The sequence below is a fragment of the Duganella flavida genome, assembly GCF_009857445.1.
Lineage (GTDB): Bacteria > Pseudomonadota > Gammaproteobacteria > Burkholderiales > Burkholderiaceae_D > Rugamonas > Rugamonas flavida.
Genome location: NZ_WWCN01000006.1, coordinates 205,522 through 221,664, shown reverse-complemented (window position 1 = coordinate 221,664; position 16,143 = coordinate 205,522). Strand labels below are relative to the sequence as shown.

Sequence of the window (16,143 nt, the reverse complement as noted above, 5' to 3'; positions counted from 1 at the left end):
TAAACCCACCAGGAGACTTCATGAAACTGAAACCCGTCCTGCTCGTCCTGAGCGCGGCCCTGAGCTTCAACGCATACGCGCAAGCACCTATCGTCATTAAATTCAGCCACGTGGTTGCTACCGACACGCCGAAAGGCCAGGCCGCAGAGCGTTTCAAGCAGTTGGCGGAAAAGGCCACCAATGGCCGCGTGAAGGTTGAGGTGTATCCGAATAGTCAGCTGTACAAGGACAAGGAAGAACTGGAAGCACTGCAGCTGGGCGCTGTGCAGATGCTGGCGCCGTCGCTGGCCAAATTCGGTCCGCTGGGCGTGAAGGAGTTTGAAGCCTTCGACCTGCCGTACATCTTCCCGTCGAAGACGGCGTTGTACAACGTGACCGAAGGCGAAATCGGCAAGTCGCTGCTGAAGAAGCTGGAGCCGAAGGGCATTACCGGCCTGGCGTTCTGGGATAACGGCTTCAAGGTGATGTCGGCCAATAAGCCGCTGCGCGCACCGGCCGATTTCAAAGGCCTGAAGATGCGTATCCAGTCGTCCAAAGTGCTGGACGCGCAGATGCGCGCACTGGGCGCGAACCCGCAGGTGCTGGCGTTCTCCGAGGTGTATCAGGCGCTGCAAACCGGCGTGGTGGATGGCACCGAGAATCCGCCGTCGAATATGTACACCCAGAAGATGCATGAGGTGCAGAAGTATGTGACCGTGTCGAATCACGGTTACCTGGGCTATGCAGTTATCGTGAACAAGAAGTTCTGGGACGGCCTGCCGGCCGACATTCGCGTCGCGCTGGATAAGGCGATGAAGGATGCCACCACTTTCGAGAAGGCGATTGCTCAACGCGATAACGACCTGGCGCTGGAAGCGATCAAGAAGGCCGGCAAGACTGAGATCTACACCCTCAGCGTGAAAGAGCAAGCCGACTGGCGCAAGGCGCTGCTGCCGGTGCAGCAGCAAATGGAAGGCCGGATTGGTAAGGACCTGATCTCGGCGATTAACAAGGAAGCTGCGAAGTAATCTGCTGTCGTTCCCGCGAAAGCGGGAACCTATAGAACGCCAACTCAGCATGGGCTCCCGCTTTCGCGGGAGCGACGCATGCTACATCAGTCCCATCGCTTTCGGTAGCCAGAGCGACAATCCTGGCCAGTAGGTCACAATCACCAGGAACACCAGCATCGTAATCAGCCAAGGCATCACTGCCACGGTCAGTTCCGAGATGCTCATCTTCGAAATGCCGCTTGCCACGTACAGGTTCAGGCCCACTGGTGGATGGCACAGGCCCACTTCCATGTTCGCGTCAATCATGATGCCGAAGTGGACGGCGTCAATCCCCAAACGAATCGCAGCAGGGTGCAGGATCGGCGCCATCACCAGGATGATCGACGACGGCTCCATCACGTTACCAGCCAACAGCAGCAGGATGTTGGTGAAGAACAGGAAGCCAGCCTGGCCGAGGTCCTTATTCAAAATCCAGTCCGCCATCGCCTGCGGGATGTTCTCGTGCGCCATCAGGAAGGAGAACAGCACGGCGTTGGTGATGATGTACAACAGCATGGCCGACAGCGCCGCTGATTTCTTCAACACTTCCGGCGTTTTCGACAGCGGCATGTCTTTGTAGACGAACACCGAAATCAGAAACGCATACACCGCGCTCATGGCCGCCGCTTCGGTCGGGGTGAAGATGCCCTTGGTGATACCACCAATGATAATCACCACCAGCATCAGGCCCCACACGCTCTTGCGGAAGGCAGTCCAGCGTTGCTTCCAGCTGGCTTTGCGCATGCGCGGGTAGCCGTTCTTCTTGGCCAGTACCCAGGTGGTCCCGCACAGCATTACGGTCAGCAGGATGCCGGGGAACAGGCCGGCCAGGAACAGCGCGCCGATCGAGGTGTTGGTCGAAATCGCGTAGATCACTTTCGGAATCGACGGCAGCATCAGGATGCCCAGCGAACCGGCCGTGATGATCACGCCCGCACCAAACGCCTTCGGGTAGCCCTGTTTGACCATCGCCGGCAGGATGATGGAGCCGATTGCCACCACCGTCGCCACCGACGAACCGCACACCAGCGCAAACATGGCGCAGGCGATGATGCCGGCCAGCGCCAGGCCGCCGTGCCAGTGGCCGATCAAGCTGGTGGCAAAGGCGATCATGCGCTTGGCGACGCCGCCGTGGGTCAGGAAGTTACCGGCCAAAATAAACAGCGGGATGGCCATGATCTCGAACTTCTCGATACCGCTGAACAGCTTCAGCGCCACCGCCTCCACCGGCACTTGCGTGAGCAGGTACATAAACATCAGCACCGTCAGACCGAGCGCGATGGAGACCGGGATCCCGGTTAGCATCAGCAAAATCAGCAGCGCAAACACGATGCCAACTTTGCCGCCGAGGATGCACACACTGAGCAGGATGCCGGCGATGACCGCGAGGATGGTGCCGGCTTTCTTTTTGCTCCAGGGCTCGATGCCCTGCATTGCGACTGCGCCGCTCATCGTGCACCTCCATGGGCTGGCGTTGGGTGTGGAGCGGCTGCGAACAGCTCGTCGTCATCGTCGTCATCGAGGCCTTCCACGTGCGATTCATCGTGGTGCGGCAGCTCGCCGTGACGCAGGAAGGTCCAGCCGACTTGGATGAAGCGGAAGCACATCAGGTAGGAGCCCAGCGGTACGGCGGAGTAGATGAACCAGGTCGGCCATTCCAGGTCCGGCGTGGTCGGGCCTTCCGGCACGTCGCTGGCGTCCCAGCCGAGCAGGGTGTAGGCCGCGTGGTGCAGGCCGTTCTCCCAGACGAAGGTCAGGCCTAGCGTGCCGACGATGCCGGTGAACAGCATGCCGCAGCCGATCGCCAGCAGCACCGTGAAACGGCGCCATTCCGGCGGCATGCGGTTGACCAGCACGTCGACGCCGACGTGCACGCCTTTGCGTACGCCGTAGGCCGCGCCGAACTTGGCCATCCACACGAACATGATGATGGCTAGTTCCTGCGCCCACTCAAAGTGCAGTTGCAGCAGGTAGTCTTGCACGTATGGGATAGGCAGGCCGGTGCCGTAGCGGTGCACCACGGACAGGAAGATGATGAGCGTTGCGCCGCCCATCAGGAAGGTGATGATCCACTCCTCCAGATGATCCAGGATTTTTGTGAGCATATTGTGTGTGTCTCTGGTTTTATTGGCACTGGGAAATCCAGTATGTTGGTAACTTATCTTCGGGTAGTCAATGTGGCAATAAGGGGTATTACTAAGTCATATAAAAGGGGCATACCACAACTTTTTTGGTTTGCGGATTTTTTGTTTATGTCTCAAATGGTTCGATCGTCGAACACAAAAAATTTGCGAAAAACCGCAGGGGTTGCGTTATGATGGCGTCGCTCTCAGGGATACGTGCATATCGATATGCAGCCCGGTAGTAAGAGCACAGAATTAAGAGCACAGAATTGTAAGTGGGGAGTGTGTATAGAAACGGTAACTAATACCGGCACTAGATTGAGGAGACACACGTTTTACAGAATGTCGCTGTTATAGGGTCTGCAGGCCGCCACAAGCGTGCTACGGAACCAGGCAAGTGACCGGGAACGTGAAGCAGGATTTGAAAACGCACCAGACGGTGCGTTTTTTTTTGCCCGCGCCAATTACAATACAAACCATGTAGCATATTTGCTGTAGCAGGGATGCAACATAATGGTGCATAAAGACAACTTTTTGGTGCAAGCAACTGTGAACAAAATACAACAAGGCAGTGAGCTGTTTTCCGCCGTACTGGTACTGCCTTTCGGGAAGCTAGGGATACGAACCGCCGGCGCGGTGATAACTGAGCTGTGCTACCTGCCGCCCCATTTTGAGGCAAAAGCGCCCCAGGACGCGACCGCCGAACTGGCGGCTTTCCAGATGGAGAAATACTGCGCCGATGCCGATTACCCGTTCACGCTGCCACTGGCGCGGGTGGGCACGGAGTTCCAGCATAAGGTGTGGACGGCGATCAGCTCGATCCCGCGTGGCGGCATGCGCACCTATGGCGAACTGGCCAAGCACATTGGCTCGGCGCCGCGCGCGGTGGGGCAGGCCTGCGGCGCCAACTGGTTCCCGGTGGTGGTGCCTTGTCATCGGGTGACGGCTGCCAGCGGTTTGGGCGGCTTTTCCAACAGCGATGATCCCAACGGCTACCTGCTGGGCATCAAGCGCTGGCTGCTGGCGCATGAAGGCTCGAAAGAATACGCATGGCAGCAGACAACCTTGCTCTGATCGATGAGTTCTGCGACAGCCTGTGGCTGGAGGACGGGCTGTCCAAGAACACGCTGGAAGCCTACCGGCGCGATATGCGTTTGTTCACCCAGTGGCTGGAGCAGAAGCGTACGCAGGTCAACGGCTTGCTGGCGGTGCAGGCGCACGATATCGAAAGCTATATCTCGGCGCGTCATGAGCAGGGCAAAGCCACGTCCTCCAACCGCCGCCTGTCGGTGATCAAGCGCTTTTACCAGATGCTGCTGCGGCAGCGGCGTATCGAGGTCGATCCCAGCTTGAAACTGGCGTCGGCCAAGCAGCCGCAGCGTTTTGTGCACACGCTGAGCGAAACGCAGGTGGAGGCCTTGCTGGCCGCCCCCGACCTGACCACGCCGCTGGGCCTGCGCGAGCGCACCATGCTGGAATTGATGTATGCCAGCGGCTTGCGGGTGTCCGAGCTGGTCGACCTCAAGCTGCTGGAGCTGAGCCTGAACGATGGCGTGCTGCGCGTCACCGGCAAGGGCGCCAAGACGCGGCTGGTGCCGTTTGGCCAGCAGGCGCGGGTGTGGATCGAGCGCTACCTGAAGGAAGCGCGTGGCGTGATTCTCAACGGCCAGCAGGACGACGCCCTATTTGTCACCGGGCGCGGTTCGGCCATGACGCGGCAGATGTTCTGGGTCTTAATTAAAAAGCATGCACTGAAGGCTGGCATCACCGCGCCGCTGTCGCCGCACACCCTGCGGCATGCGTTTGCCACCCATTTGCTCAACCACGGCGCCGACTTGCGGGTTGTGCAATTGTTGTTAGGACATTCAGATATTTCGACCACACAAATCTATACCCACGTCGCGCGCGAGCGTTTGAAGCATTTGCATGCGCAACATCATCCTCGTGGTTGAGCAACTTCGGTCATAATGAGGGTTCGCAGGGCAACGCTTTTAGAAGGAGCAGCAAATGGCAAAGACAAACTTCGCATATGAAAAGCGGCAGCGGGAGTTGGAAAAGAAGAAAAAGCAGGAAGAGAAGAACCGGCGCAAGGCCGAGTTGAAGAACAATCCGGGGTTGGCACAGGAGGGCGAGGAGGATCTCGCTGAGGGTGAGACCTCCGGCCTCGCCCCCAGCGACGAAGAGTAACGACGCGTAATTAAGCGACCTCGGCTTCTTCTTTCTCAACCTCATGCAGCGCGTGTTCTTCTTCGTGGTTCCCCTTGAAGAAGCGCGCGCAGCGTTTGCCGAGGCTGTCGAGGTAGGTGTAAGCCACCGGCACCACCACCAGGGTCAGCAGGGTTGAGGTCAGCACGCCGCCGATCACTGCGCGGCCCATGGGCGCTTGCGTCTCGCCGCCATCACCCATGCCGATCGCCATCGGCAGCATACCGAACACCATCGCCAGCGTGGTCATCACGATAGGACGCAGCCGCACCTGGCCGGCGCTCATCAGCGCTTCATGCTGGCTCAGGCCTTCCTTCTGCGCGTGGTTGGTAAAGTCCACCAGCAAGATCGCGTTCTTGGTCACCAGACCCATCAGCATGATGAAGCCGATCACCGAGAAGATGTTGAGCGTGGTGTGCGTCACCAGCAGCGCCACCAGCACGCCGATCAGCGACAGCGGCAGCGACATCATGATGGCAATCGGCTGCAGGAAGCTGCCGAACTGCGAGGCCAGCACCAGGTAGATGAAGATCACCGCAATGCCCAGCGCGACCAGCGCCGAGTTCATGCTCTCTTCCATATTCTGCGCATTGCCGCCGACGTCGAAGCGCACGCCGGATGGCAGTTCGATTTCCTTCATGGCTTTCTTGACGTCGCTGTCGACGTCGCCGCCCGGACGGCCTTCGGTACTGGCGTACACTGCCACGCGGCGTTGCAGCGCCTGGCGTTTCAGCACTTGCGGGCTGAAGGCCGGCACGAAGTCCACCACCTGGCGCAGCGGCACCATGATCGGACGGCCGTCTGCACCGAGTTTGCTGGAGGCCAGCATCAGGTCGGCGAGGTCGGCCACTTTCTGGCGGCCCGATTTTGGCAGCTGCACGTTGACCTCGTAGTTCTGGCCATCCGGTGCGAGGAAGTGCGAATTGGTGTCGCCCGCCACGAATGGACGCAGGGCGGCACCAATCTGCTGCGTGGTCAGGCCAAGGTCGCTGGCCAGTTCGTTGTTGATCTTGATGTTGGTCGATGGGTTGGCGCCTTCCTGGCTGTATTCCAGGTCGGCGATGCCCTTGATCTTGCGCATCTTGTCCATCAAGCGGTGGGCCACGTCGTCCAGCTTGGCTTCATCGGTGCCGAGGATGGCAATGAAGATCGGCTTCTGGCCCATCGTCAGCGTGATGCCAGCGATCTTGTTCAGGCGCGCGCGGATGGCCGCTTCCATCTCTTGCTGGGTGCGGCGTTTGTGCAGCTTGCGGTCGGCCAGCTTCATATCCAGCTGGGCGGTGTTGCGGCCGTCCCAGGTGCCGACTACAGCGATCACCTTGTCGATTTCCGGGAACTCTTTCAGCGCCGCTTCCACCTGATGGATTTTGTTGTCGGTGTAGTCCAGGCTGGAGCCGACCGGGGTCTTGATCATGAAGTTGACCCAGCCGTTATCCTGCTCCGGCATCATCTCGCCGCCGATCATTGGCACCAGCATGATGGAGCCGGCGAACAGTGCAAAGGCCGAGGCCAGCGTCAGTTTTTTCCAGCGCAGCGCGAGTGCCAGCACTTTGCCGTACACCACGTGCAGCCATTCCACGCCGCCTTCCAGCCAGTGCATGAAGCGGCCCAGCCATGGCAGGTATTTGAAGCGGTCCTTGACCGGATCCGGCCACACCGACGACAGCATCGGGTCCAGCGTGAAGCTGACGAACAGCGACACCAGCACCGCCACCGCCACCGTAATCCCGAACTGCAGGAAGAAGCGGCCGATGATGCCCTGCATAAAGGCGACCGGAATGAACACGGCTACAATCGCAAAAGTGGTGGCCATCACGGCCAGGCCGATTTCATTGGTGCCGTCTTCCGCCGCCTTGCGGTGGTTCTTGCCCATGCCGAGGTGGCGCACGATGTTTTCGCGCACCACGATGGCATCGTCAATCAGCAGGCCGATACACAGCGACAGCGCCATCAACGTCAGGAAGTTGAGGGTGAAGCCGAACGCCTTCATGGCGATAAAGCTGGCCAGCACCGCAATCGGCAAAGTCAGGCCGGTGATGATGGTCGAGCGCCACGAGTGCAGGAAGAAGAACACGATCACCATGGTCAGCACTGCGCCTTCGATGATGGTTTCTTTCACGTTGTCGAGCTGGCTTTGCACTTTGAGCGATTCATCGTTCAGCACTTCCAGCTTGATATCGGCTGGCAGGGATTTCTGCAGTTCGGCGGCCACTTTCTGGATACGGTTGCCCACTTCCACCACGTTGGCGTCCTGCACCTTGGTGATGTCGAGCGTGACCGAACGCTGGCCGTTGATGCGCGAGATCGACAGCTCTTCCTGCGCGCCGTCTTCCACCGTCGCCACCTGTTCAAGATAGACCGGACCGTTGGCGCGGCGCGCCACGATGATCTTGTTGAATTCGCGCGGGTCCTTCATCTTGCCTTCGACGCGCACCAGGCGCTCGCTGGCGCCGTAGCTGATGAAGCCGGTCGGCAGATTGGTGTTGGTGTTCTGGATCGCGTTCAACACTTCGTCGACGCCGACCGCTTGCGCGCTCAGGTCATTGGGACGCAGCTGGATCAGGATCTGGCGTGCCGCCATGCCGTTGACGCGTACCTTGCCGACGCCGGCCACGCCCTGGAAGCGCTTGGCGATGATCTGGTCGGCCATGGTCGACAGTTCACGCAGCGAGTGTTCGCTGGCGGTCAGGCCGATCTGCGCGATCGGTTGCGCGTTCTCGCCCTCAAAGCGGATGATGAACGGATCTTTGGCCTCGCGCGGGAAGCGCGGCCGCACTTGCGCTACCTTGTCGCGCAAGTCCTGCATGGCGCGGTCCATGTCGGTCGAGATTTCGAAGTCGATGTAGACGCCGGCGCGGCCTTCCCACGAGTTGGCGCGCAAGGTCTTGATACCGCTGACGGTGTTGACTGCTTCCTCGATCGGGCGGGTGATGTCGTTCTCCACCGCTTCCGGCGAGGCGCCCGGATACTGCACCTCGATGGCGGCGCCGGGGATGTCGACGTTGGGCATGGCTTCCAGCCCCAAGCCCCGGTAAGAGAACAGGCCCAGTACCATCAGCGCCACCATCACCATGGTGGCAAAGACCGGATTGCGGATACTGATTTTAGTGATCCACATGATCAGCCTTTCGCCGGTTCAGCGTTCATGGCTTGTGCCGACGGCGGTGGAGCCGAAGGCAGCTTGACGGCTGTACCCGGCTTCAGGCTGTCGAGACGCGAAACGATTACATGCGCGCCTTGCTGCAAACCTTCCAGCACTTCGGCGTAACCTTCATCCTCGTTGCGCAGGCCCAGTTTGACCGGCTGCGACAGCAGCTTGCCGCCTTCCACTTTGTAGACGATAGGCTGGCCGTTTTTGTCGCTGCGCAGCGCGGCCAGCGGTACGATAGGTGCTACCGTCGAACGGTCGGTGACGATGCTGCCCTTGGCGAACATGCCGGCGCGCAGGGCGCTGTCGTCGTTCTTGACGGCGATGTAGACCAGCATCGAGCGCGAGCCGGTTTCGGTGGCCGGATTGATGCGCGCCACTTTGCCGTGGAAGTCGCGCTGGGCGTAGCCGTCGACGCGGAATTTCACATCCTGGCCGACTTTTACGCGCGGGATTTCGGAGGCCGGCACTTGCGCTTCCAGCGTGAGCTCGGACAGGTTGACGATGCTGTACACCGGCATATCGAGCGCCAGCTTTTCGCCGGCCTGCACGTGACGTTTGCTGATCACGCCGTCGATCGGTGCTTTGATCACGCCATCGTTCAAAGCGATGCGGGCAATTTCTACCATCGCCGCTGCCGATTTCACGGACGCGCGCGCCAAATCGACCGAGTTCTGGGTCGAGTCGAAGGCGTTTTGCGAGATGTATTTTTGCGAGAGCAGCGCCTGGCTGTTGGTTTCGTTCTTGGTCGCCATCGCCAGCTTGGCCTGCGCTTCATCGAGCATGGCTTGCTGCTGTTGCAGGCGCGCGCGCAGGTCGGCCTGGTCGATGCGGGCCAGCACCTGGCCGGCGTGCACCGCCATGCCTTCCTGCAGTGTGGTCGCTTCCACCACGCCCGAGACCTTGGACTTGATGGTGGCGGAACTCAGGGGCGCCAGCGAGCCGGATAAGGGCAAGCTGACCGCCAATGAACGGGCGTCGACGGCGGCGATGTCGCCGCTCGACAATTCGAAGATGTCTTTTTTCTCTTTGGCCGCAGGGGCGGCGGCAGTAGCCTGTGCTGGCGCAGCTTGTTTGCTATGCCAGACGGTCCAACCGCCGCCGGCCAGCGCAACCACAATGAGAATAGCCACCGGCTTGCGCCAGCGTTTGCTGCGCACGGTAGGCTGGGTGTACGGAGGAAGGGTTTCAAGTTTCATATCGTTTTTCTAATGTGGATTGCGCATGGTGCCACTTTAGGATGTTGCAAGTGCGGCAGCCAGCAGAATGCGATAGGCGGTGTAAAAACACGCCTGAAATGCAGAAAAACGAGATTAGCTGGAAGTTAATACAGGATAAGCTGCACCAGTACCTGGCCGTGGTCGGACGCTTCTGGCCGCTGCGGCTGCAGGTGGGCGTTCAGGTAGCCGACCCGCAGCACCTCGCCCACCGCATGCGGCGAGGCGGGATGGAATTCCTCCGATACCAGCACATGGTCGATAGTCATCAGGCGGCCGTCGTGGGTGATGGTATAGCCGCCGTCGCGGTGGCTTTCGCGGCCGGACTGGATCTGGCGGCAGTCGAACAGCTGGCCGCGCAGTTCTTCGCCCGGCTCGCAGGCTTTGCCAGCACCCATCACGATGTGGGTGGTGACGGCGTCCACCGTGTCATTGAAATCGCCCAGCACCACGCGCGGGCGGCGTTGCTCCTTGTCCATTGCGCTGAGCAGGGCGCGCAGCGCCACCGCCTCGGTGCCGCGCCGGATCAGCGAGCGCAGGTTGGCTTGCGCGTGCAGCATGGGATCGTCGCCGACGTCGCCGTTGCGGTAGTCGGGGCGCTTGGATTTGAGGTGGACCACGATCACGTCGGCAATTTGCTGGTTCGGCAGTACCACTTGCACGTGTAGTGGCGCGCGCGCGAAGCGGTCGGCATCGCGGCTGCCTTCGGGCAGGGCCACGCCGTCGGGGAACATGATGTAGGCGGTGGGTGGCGCGGCCAGCGGCAAGCGCGTGACCAGCGCCACTTCCGGCGTCAGGCGCGGTGCGCCGGTGACGGGATCGGGCGGTGGCGCGAAGCCGGCCAGCGTAGCGTCGCGGTAGCGGGTGGTTTTGGCCAGCACGTCGCGCAGGGCGGGCAGGGAGAAAATCTCCTGCAAGCCGATCACGTCGGCATCCAGTTCATCGAGCTGTTGCGCGGTCCAGGCGACTTTCGCTTCGTACTCGGCCTCGGTCAGGGGCGCCAGATTGTCGTACAATTTCGCCCCAGGCTGGGAAAGATTGCATACATTGAAAGTGGCAAAGCGAATTTCCTGCTGCATAATGGACAACTCCCCCGATCCGATCATGGCGAAAAAAGAGCATATCTCCGAAACCCCGGCTACCCAGCTGCTGCGCAAGCACAAGGTTGCCTTCTCCGAGCACCCCTACGATTACGAGGAGCACGGCGGCACCGGCGTGTCTTCGCGCGCGCTGGGCGTCGACGAGCATCACGTGGTCAAGACCCTGGTGATGCAAGACGAGGCCGCTAAACCTTTAATTGTGCTCATGCACGGTGATTGCAAGGTCTCGACCAAAAATCTCGCGCGCAACATCGGCTGCAAGTCCGTCGAACCGTGCAAGCCGGACGTGGCAACGCGCCACAGCGGCTACATGATTGGCGGGACTTCGCCGTTCGGCACCAGGAAGAGCATGCCAGTGTATGTGGAGGATAGCATTCTTGCGCTGGAAACGATTTATATCAATGGTGGGCGGCGCGGCTACCTCGTGGGCATCAAGCCACAGGTGCTGGTCGAGCTGCTCAACGCGAAGGCAGTACACTGCGCTCTGGCCGAGTAAGGCGCGGCAGTGTATATTCTTCGGCTGCCTTTGTGGCCATAACAATAATTGAGGAAAAGATGAATACTGTTTGGATGACCGTAGCCGCCTATCTGATCGGCTCGATCTCGTTTGCCGTGGTCAGCAGCAAGTTGTTCGGCCTGGCCGACCCGCGCACCTACGGCTCGAAAAATCCCGGCGCTACCAATGTGTTGCGAAGTGGCAACAAGGGCGCGGCCATCGCTACGCTGATCGGTGATGCGGTTAAAGGCTGGCTGGCCGTGTGGCTGGCGATTCATTTCCAGGACCAGCTGAATATCGGCGATGCAACCATCGCGCTGGTGGCGATTGCCGTATTCCTGGGGCATTTGTGGCCGGTGTTCTTCCGCTTTGTGGGCGGCAAAGGTGTGGCGACGGCCGCCGGTGTGCTGTTGGGCTTGAATCCTTGGCTGGGCGTCGCCACCTTGGTGACTTGGCTGGCAGTGGCGTTTGCATTCCGTTATTCGTCGCTGGCAGCGTTGGTGGCGGCAGTGTTTGCGCCGTTCTATTATGGTTTATTGTTTGGCGTTGAGCCGCAGCTGTTTGCCGTGTTTGCCATGAGCGCGCTGCTGCTGTTCCGCCATTCGAAGAATATCTCCAACCTGATCGCAGGTAAGGAGAGCCGCATCGGCGGCAAAGCGAAAGGCAAGTAAAAAATGGCAACTCCTATCAAAATCGATTTCGTCTCCGACGTTTCCTGCCCATGGTGCGCCATCGGCCTCGGTTCGCTGAACACGGCGCTGGCCGCCATCGGCCCTGACGCCGAAGTGAGCATCCACTTCCAGCCGTTCGAGCTGAACGCCAACATGCCGCCGGAAGGCCAGGACATCACCGAACACCTGAGCGAGAAATACGGTTCGTCGGCCGAGCAGCAACAGCAAGCACGCGAGATGATCCGCGCGCGCGGCGCCGAAGTCGGTTTCGAGTTCGCGATGGACAAGCGCGGCCGCATCTACAACACCTTCGACGCCCACCGCCTGCTGCATTGGGCCGGTTTGCAAGGCAAGCAGAAGGAGTTGAAGCAGGCGCTGTTCAAGGCTTACTTCACGCAGGGCCTGGACCCGAGCGCGCATGAAGTGCTGATCTACCTGGCCGGCGAAGTGGGTCTCGACAAGGACGCCGCGCGCCAGGTGCTGCATTCGGGCGAGTACGGTCCGGAAGTGCGCGAGGCGGAGCAGTTCTTCCAGCGCCACGGCATCAATTCGGTGCCGGCCGTGATCATCAACGAGCGCCACCTGATTTCGGGCGGCCAGCCGGCCGAAGTGTTCGAACGCGCGCTGCGTGAGATTATGAGCAAGGCATAAAAAGTCACCTTGCTGGATCTTGTTTTGCTATACACTCCTTGGGTAAAAATGATAAGAATCTTGTCAATTACTCAGGGAGGCCCATGCTGGCCGTAGAAAAAGTACACACGCTGATTACCGCTCGTCCGCAGGCTGACCAGTTCCGTTTAGCCGCGCTGCATCGTTATCACATCCTGGATACTCCCGCCTGCGAAGATTTCAGCTTCCTCACCGAGCTGGCCGCCAAAGTCTGCGAGGTGCCGTACGCCTTCATTTCCCTGGTTGACGCAGAGCGCGTCTGGATCAAATCCTGCACCGGCATGCAGATCGGCGAACTGCCGCGCGGCGAGAGCTACTGCTCGCTGGCTGTGCTGGGCGACGCTGTCACTGAAATTGCCGATTTAACCGAAGACCCACGCACCGCCTACATGGCGCTGACGGTCGGCGAGCCTTATATGCGCATGTACAGCAGCGTGGCGCTGGCGTCGTCGGACGGTCACGCCATCGGCACGCTGTGCGTGATGAACACGCAGCCGGGCCGCCTGAGCGCCGAGCAGCGCACCACGCTGGCCAAACTGGCGCGGCAGGTGATGGCGCTGATTGAGCTGCGCGCCAATGAGCGTAGCCTGAACGCTGCGGTGCGCGAGCTGGAACTGCTGGCCACTACCGACGAGCTGACCGGCCTGCACAACCGCCGCTCGCTGCAGGATCGCCTGAAATTTGAAGTGGCGCGCTCGCGCCGTTTCCGTTCGCCGCTGTCGGCGCTGATGATCGATCTCGATCACTTCAAACAGATCAACGATGAATATGGCCATCTGGTGGGTGACCAGGTGCTGGCTAATGTCGGCCGCCTGCTGCGCGAGAGCTTGCGCGTGATCGACCTGCCGAGCCGCTACGGTGGCGAGGAACTGTGCGTCGTGCTGCCGAATACGCCGGTGGAAGGCGCGTGCAAGCTGGCGGACACGCTGCGTCTGAAAATCGAAGCGCAGCTGCATACCGCTGGTGCGCGCCAGTTCCAGGTCACCGCCAGCATCGGCGTGGGAACGTTCAATCACATGGACATCAATGATGCGGACGGCCTGTTGCAACAGGCCGACGCTGCGCTGTACCGCGCCAAGCGTAGCGGCCGTAATCGCGTGGAGTGCGGCGCCGAATAAAGGAGAGTGGTCATGCCTACTGCAAGCTGGAATGGTGTCGTCATCGCGCAGGCGAGCGACGACCAGGTTCAAATCGTGGAGAACAATGTCTACTTCCCGCCTTCCAGTGTGAAGCGGGAATACCTGCAGGCCAGCAGCCACACCTCGCGTTGTCCGTGGAAAGGCTTGGCCAGCTACTACTCGTTGAACGTGGACGGCAAGATCAACGAGAACGCCGCGTGGTACTACCCGGAGCCTTCCGAGAAGGCGGCGCAGATCAAGGACCACGTGGCTTTCTGGCGTGGCGTTGAGGTGCAGCGCTAGTTGGATAACATCACCCACAGCATTATCGGCTTTGGCGTGGGCGAGGTAGTGCATCGCAGTCTGCCTGCGGAGGCGGACTCGATGGCGCAGCGCGTGCGCCATCGGCTGTTGTTGGTGGCGTGTGCGCTGGCCAGTAATTTTCCGGATCTCGATCTTTTCCTGACCAAGCTATTGCCCGATCCTTTGGGCTATCTGCTCAATCATCGCGGGCATACGCATACGGTGTTGTCGGCCGTGCCGCAGGCGTTGCTGCTGGCGGCGTTGCTGTGGCTTTGCTGGCCGTCGGCGCGTGCGCTGCTGCGTGCTAGCAGGCCGGCGCGACTTGGGTTGGCGCTCAGTGTGGGCATCGGTTTGGCGCTGCATTTGCTGATGGACTTCACCAATTCGTATGGTGTGCATCCGTGGTATCCGTTCGATGGGCGCTGGTTCTACGGCGATATGGTGTTCATTATTGAGCCGTTGTTCTGGGTGGCGATTGGTGTGCCGATGGCGCTCATCATGCGCTGGCGCTGGCTGCGCGTGGCTGGCTTGCTGGCTTTGTTCGCGGTGCTGGTGTTCTTTGCGGCGCGTGCTTATATCGGGTGGATGTCGTTTGCGGCGCTGCTGGTGATTGCTGCTGCTTGCGGCTTTGCACAGTGGCGTGCGGGCGAGCAGGGACGTGGTGGTTTGCTGCTGGCGCTGGGTGTCAGCGTGGCGTTCATCGCGGTGCAAGGCGCGGCGTCACACGCGGGCCGGGCGCAGATTGAGGCGGAGTTGCAGCGCGCCGATCCTTCGTCGCGCGTGCTGGATGTGGCGATGACGGCGTTCCCGTCGCAGCCGCTGTGCTGGGCCTATGTCAGAATCGCCAGCAATGGCGCGCAGTATCGCTTGCGGCGCGGTGTCACCAGCGTGGCGCCTGACTGGCTGGCTGCGGATGCGTGTCCCGCCGGCCTGCGCGAGCCGGTGCAGACGGTGAGCGGCAGCCTGCAGGAGCTGCGCGCATTGAAGGCGAGCAGCTGCCATGTCGATGCCTGGCTGCGCTTCGGCCGCATGCCGATCCTGGCTGACGGCGTGCTGTCCGATTACCGCTTTGCCACCACGCCGCGCGGGAATTTCACTTCGCTACAAGTGAACGAAAAAGCTCCATGCCCGCAAGGCGTGCCGGCATGGAGCTATCCGCGTGCTGACCTGTTTTAGGCGGATTTTTTCTGCACGTCGTCATGGTCGGTGGAGAGGGCGACGTCCAGCCATTCGGCCATCTCTTTTTCCACGTGCTGGTTTTTGGCGCGCACGCGTGCCACCGTGTCCGAGCCCAATTGCAAACGAGTCGGCGGCGTGTCGCTGTCGGCCAGTTGCAGCAGGGCGCCGGCCAGCTTGAGCGGATCGCCCGGCTGCGCGTGATTGGCACCGGCCGCGAAGTCACGCATCGCGCCAACCGTGGCGGCGTAGGATTCGATGCGCTCACGCGTGGACACCAGCGAGGTCGCATCGAGGAAGTCAGTGCGGAAGAAGCCCGGCTCCACCACCGTCACTTTGATGCCCAGCGGTTCCAGTTCCATCGTCATCGCCTCGCTCAAACCTTCCACCGCAAACTTGGTCGAACCGTACACGCCCCAGCCGGCATACGATGAGTAGCCGCCCACCGACGAGATGTTCATCACATGGCCGCTGCCTTGTTTGCGCATCACCGGCAGCACGGCGCGGCTGACGTTGAGCAGGCCGAAGACGTTGGTCTCGTACAGCGCACGCACTTCCTCGGCGTTGGCTTCCTCCACTGCACCCAGCAAGCCGTAGCCGGCGTTGTTGACCAACACGTCGATGCGGCCGAAGCGCGCCACCGCTTGCTGCGCGGCGGTGATGGCTTGCGCTTCCAGTTTCACATCCAGACGCAGTGCCAGCAGGTTGGGATGCTCGCCCAGCGCGGCGATGACGGTTTGCGGATCGCGTGCGGTAGCCACTACGAAGTCGCCGCGTTCAAGTGCTTTTTGTGCCGTCAGTACGCCGAAGCCGCGCGATGCACCGGTAATAAACCATACTTTGTTCATGATGTTTTCCTTTCGATGTGAGTTGATGGAGCCCAGTTTAG

16 protein-coding genes are annotated in these 16,143 nt (G+C 60.6%); 10 read left to right on the top strand and 6 right to left on the bottom strand.

Features of this window, described 5'->3' with window-relative positions; translation table 11 throughout:
* Positions 1 to 20 precede the first annotated feature (20 nt).
* Positions 21 to 1,007, top strand: coding sequence for a TRAP transporter substrate-binding protein (locus GTP46_RS11640; RefSeq protein ID WP_161006789.1), 987 nt, complete (start codon positions 21 to 23; stop codon positions 1,005 to 1,007).
* Positions 1,008 to 1,088: 81 nt separating this feature from the next.
* Here the strand turns inward: GTP46_RS11640 and GTP46_RS11635 are convergent, their stop codons facing one another.
* The gene (locus GTP46_RS11635; RefSeq protein WP_229258921.1) at positions 1,089 to 2,333 is read right to left on the bottom strand and encodes a TRAP transporter large permease; all 1,245 of its coding nucleotides are present in this window, start codon (positions 2,331 to 2,333) and stop codon (positions 1,089 to 1,091) included.
* Between the two features lie 143 nt (positions 2,334 to 2,476).
* Positions 2,477 to 3,133 (bottom strand): TRAP transporter small permease, encoded by a 657-nt coding sequence (locus GTP46_RS11630; RefSeq protein ID WP_161006788.1) that lies wholly within the window; start codon positions 3,131 to 3,133, stop codon positions 2,477 to 2,479.
* A gap of 531 nt (positions 3,134 to 3,664) precedes the next feature.
* On the opposite strand from GTP46_RS11630, the gene GTP46_RS11625 reads away from it, so the two are divergent.
* From GTP46_RS11625 to GTP46_RS11615, 3 genes are read left to right on the top strand one after another with little or no spacing between them, the layout of a single operon-like run.
* On the top strand, positions 3,665 to 4,225 hold the full coding sequence (locus GTP46_RS11625) for a methylated-DNA--[protein]-cysteine S-methyltransferase (RefSeq protein ID WP_161006787.1): 561 nt from the start codon (positions 3,665 to 3,667) through the stop codon (positions 4,223 to 4,225).
* Positions 4,201 to 5,103: a site-specific tyrosine recombinase XerD gene (gene xerD, locus GTP46_RS11620; protein ID WP_161006786.1), complete on the top strand. Its 903-nt coding sequence runs from the start codon at positions 4,201 to 4,203 to the stop codon at positions 5,101 to 5,103. The genes GTP46_RS11625 and xerD overlap by 25 nt, the downstream gene beginning before the upstream one ends.
* A 55-nt stretch (positions 5,104 to 5,158) precedes the next feature.
* Complete coding sequence (locus tag GTP46_RS11615) at positions 5,159 to 5,338, top strand: hypothetical protein (protein ID WP_161006785.1); 180 nt, start codon at positions 5,159 to 5,161, stop codon at positions 5,336 to 5,338.
* Positions 5,339 to 5,348: 10 nt separating this feature from the next.
* Here the strand turns inward: GTP46_RS11615 and GTP46_RS11610 are convergent, their stop codons facing one another.
* The 3 genes from GTP46_RS11610 to GTP46_RS11600 all read right to left on the bottom strand — a co-directional run bounded on the left by GTP46_RS11610 (position 5,349) and on the right by GTP46_RS11600 (position 10,800).
* On the bottom strand, positions 5,349 to 8,474 hold the full coding sequence (locus tag GTP46_RS11610) for an efflux RND transporter permease subunit (protein WP_161006784.1): 3,126 nt from the start codon (positions 8,472 to 8,474) through the stop codon (positions 5,349 to 5,351).
* A 2-nt stretch (positions 8,475 to 8,476) separates the two neighbouring features.
* On the bottom strand, positions 8,477 to 9,703 hold the full coding sequence (locus GTP46_RS11605; RefSeq protein ID WP_161006783.1) for an efflux RND transporter periplasmic adaptor subunit: 1,227 nt from the start codon (positions 9,701 to 9,703) through the stop codon (positions 8,477 to 8,479).
* Between the two features lie 125 nt (positions 9,704 to 9,828).
* Complete coding sequence (locus GTP46_RS11600; RefSeq protein ID WP_161006782.1) at positions 9,829 to 10,800, bottom strand: endonuclease/exonuclease/phosphatase family protein; 972 nt, start codon at positions 10,798 to 10,800, stop codon at positions 9,829 to 9,831.
* 25 nt (positions 10,801 to 10,825) lie between these two features.
* Between GTP46_RS11600 and ybaK the strand changes: the two genes are divergently transcribed.
* The 6 genes from ybaK to GTP46_RS11570 all read left to right on the top strand — a co-directional run bounded on the left by ybaK (position 10,826) and on the right by GTP46_RS11570 (position 15,254).
* Positions 10,826 to 11,317 carry a Cys-tRNA(Pro) deacylase gene (gene ybaK / locus GTP46_RS11595; RefSeq protein WP_161006781.1) on the top strand — a complete coding sequence of 164 codons (492 nt, stop codon included), beginning with the start codon at positions 10,826 to 10,828 and terminating at the stop codon, positions 11,315 to 11,317.
* A 59-nt stretch (positions 11,318 to 11,376) separates the two neighbouring features.
* Positions 11,377 to 11,988 (top strand): glycerol-3-phosphate 1-O-acyltransferase PlsY, encoded by a 612-nt coding sequence (gene plsY, locus GTP46_RS11590; protein WP_161006780.1) that lies wholly within the window; start codon positions 11,377 to 11,379, stop codon positions 11,986 to 11,988.
* Positions 11,989 to 11,991: 3 nt separating this feature from the next.
* On the top strand, positions 11,992 to 12,639 hold the full coding sequence (locus GTP46_RS11585; protein WP_161006779.1) for a DsbA family oxidoreductase: 648 nt from the start codon (positions 11,992 to 11,994) through the stop codon (positions 12,637 to 12,639).
* Between the two features lie 83 nt (positions 12,640 to 12,722).
* Positions 12,723 to 13,775, top strand: coding sequence for a sensor domain-containing diguanylate cyclase (locus tag GTP46_RS11580; RefSeq protein WP_161006778.1), 1,053 nt, complete (start codon positions 12,723 to 12,725; stop codon positions 13,773 to 13,775).
* 12 nt (positions 13,776 to 13,787) lie between these two features.
* The gene (locus tag GTP46_RS11575) at positions 13,788 to 14,078 is read left to right on the top strand and encodes a DUF427 domain-containing protein (RefSeq protein ID WP_161006777.1); all 291 of its coding nucleotides are present in this window, start codon (positions 13,788 to 13,790) and stop codon (positions 14,076 to 14,078) included.
* Positions 14,079 to 15,254, top strand: a complete 1,176-nt coding sequence (locus tag GTP46_RS11570; RefSeq protein ID WP_161006776.1) for a metal-dependent hydrolase — start codon at positions 14,079 to 14,081, stop codon at positions 15,252 to 15,254.
* On the opposite strand, the gene GTP46_RS11565 is transcribed toward GTP46_RS11570, so the two are convergent.
* Complete coding sequence (locus GTP46_RS11565; RefSeq protein ID WP_161006775.1) at positions 15,251 to 16,102, bottom strand: oxidoreductase; 852 nt, start codon at positions 16,100 to 16,102, stop codon at positions 15,251 to 15,253. The two genes, GTP46_RS11570 and GTP46_RS11565, sit on opposite strands and share 4 nt — an antisense overlap.
* Positions 16,103 to 16,143 lie beyond the last annotated feature (41 nt).

Excerpts from the sequence above, each read along its gene's own strand:
- GTP46_RS11640 (WP_161006789.1), top strand. The coding sequence starts at position 21 with ATGAAACTGAAACCCGTCCTGCTCGTCCTGAGCGCGGCCCTGAGCTTC.
- GTP46_RS11635 (WP_229258921.1), bottom strand. The coding sequence starts at position 2,333 with ATGCTAACCGGGATCCCGGTCTCCATCGCGCTCGGTCTGACGGTGCTG.
- GTP46_RS11630 (WP_161006788.1), bottom strand. The coding sequence starts at position 3,133 with ATGCTCACAAAAATCCTGGATCATCTGGAGGAGTGGATCATCACCTTC.
- GTP46_RS11625 (WP_161006787.1), top strand. The coding sequence starts at position 3,665 with ATGGTGCATAAAGACAACTTTTTGGTGCAAGCAACTGTGAACAAAATA.
- xerD (WP_161006786.1), top strand. The coding sequence starts at position 4,201 with ATGGCAGCAGACAACCTTGCTCTGATCGATGAGTTCTGCGACAGCCTG.
- GTP46_RS11615 (WP_161006785.1), top strand. The coding sequence starts at position 5,159 with ATGGCAAAGACAAACTTCGCATATGAAAAGCGGCAGCGGGAGTTGGAA.
- GTP46_RS11610 (WP_161006784.1), bottom strand. The coding sequence starts at position 8,474 with ATGTGGATCACTAAAATCAGTATCCGCAATCCGGTCTTTGCCACCATG.
- GTP46_RS11605 (WP_161006783.1), bottom strand. The coding sequence starts at position 9,703 with ATGAAACTTGAAACCCTTCCTCCGTACACCCAGCCTACCGTGCGCAGC.
- GTP46_RS11600 (WP_161006782.1), bottom strand. The coding sequence starts at position 10,800 with ATGCAGCAGGAAATTCGCTTTGCCACTTTCAATGTATGCAATCTTTCC.
- ybaK (WP_161006781.1), top strand. The coding sequence starts at position 10,826 with ATGGCGAAAAAAGAGCATATCTCCGAAACCCCGGCTACCCAGCTGCTG.
- plsY (WP_161006780.1), top strand. The coding sequence starts at position 11,377 with ATGAATACTGTTTGGATGACCGTAGCCGCCTATCTGATCGGCTCGATC.
- GTP46_RS11585 (WP_161006779.1), top strand. The coding sequence starts at position 11,992 with ATGGCAACTCCTATCAAAATCGATTTCGTCTCCGACGTTTCCTGCCCA.
- GTP46_RS11580 (WP_161006778.1), top strand. The coding sequence starts at position 12,723 with ATGCTGGCCGTAGAAAAAGTACACACGCTGATTACCGCTCGTCCGCAG.
- GTP46_RS11575 (WP_161006777.1), top strand. The coding sequence starts at position 13,788 with ATGCCTACTGCAAGCTGGAATGGTGTCGTCATCGCGCAGGCGAGCGAC.
- GTP46_RS11565 (WP_161006775.1), bottom strand. The coding sequence starts at position 16,102 with ATGAACAAAGTATGGTTTATTACCGGTGCATCGCGCGGCTTCGGCGTA.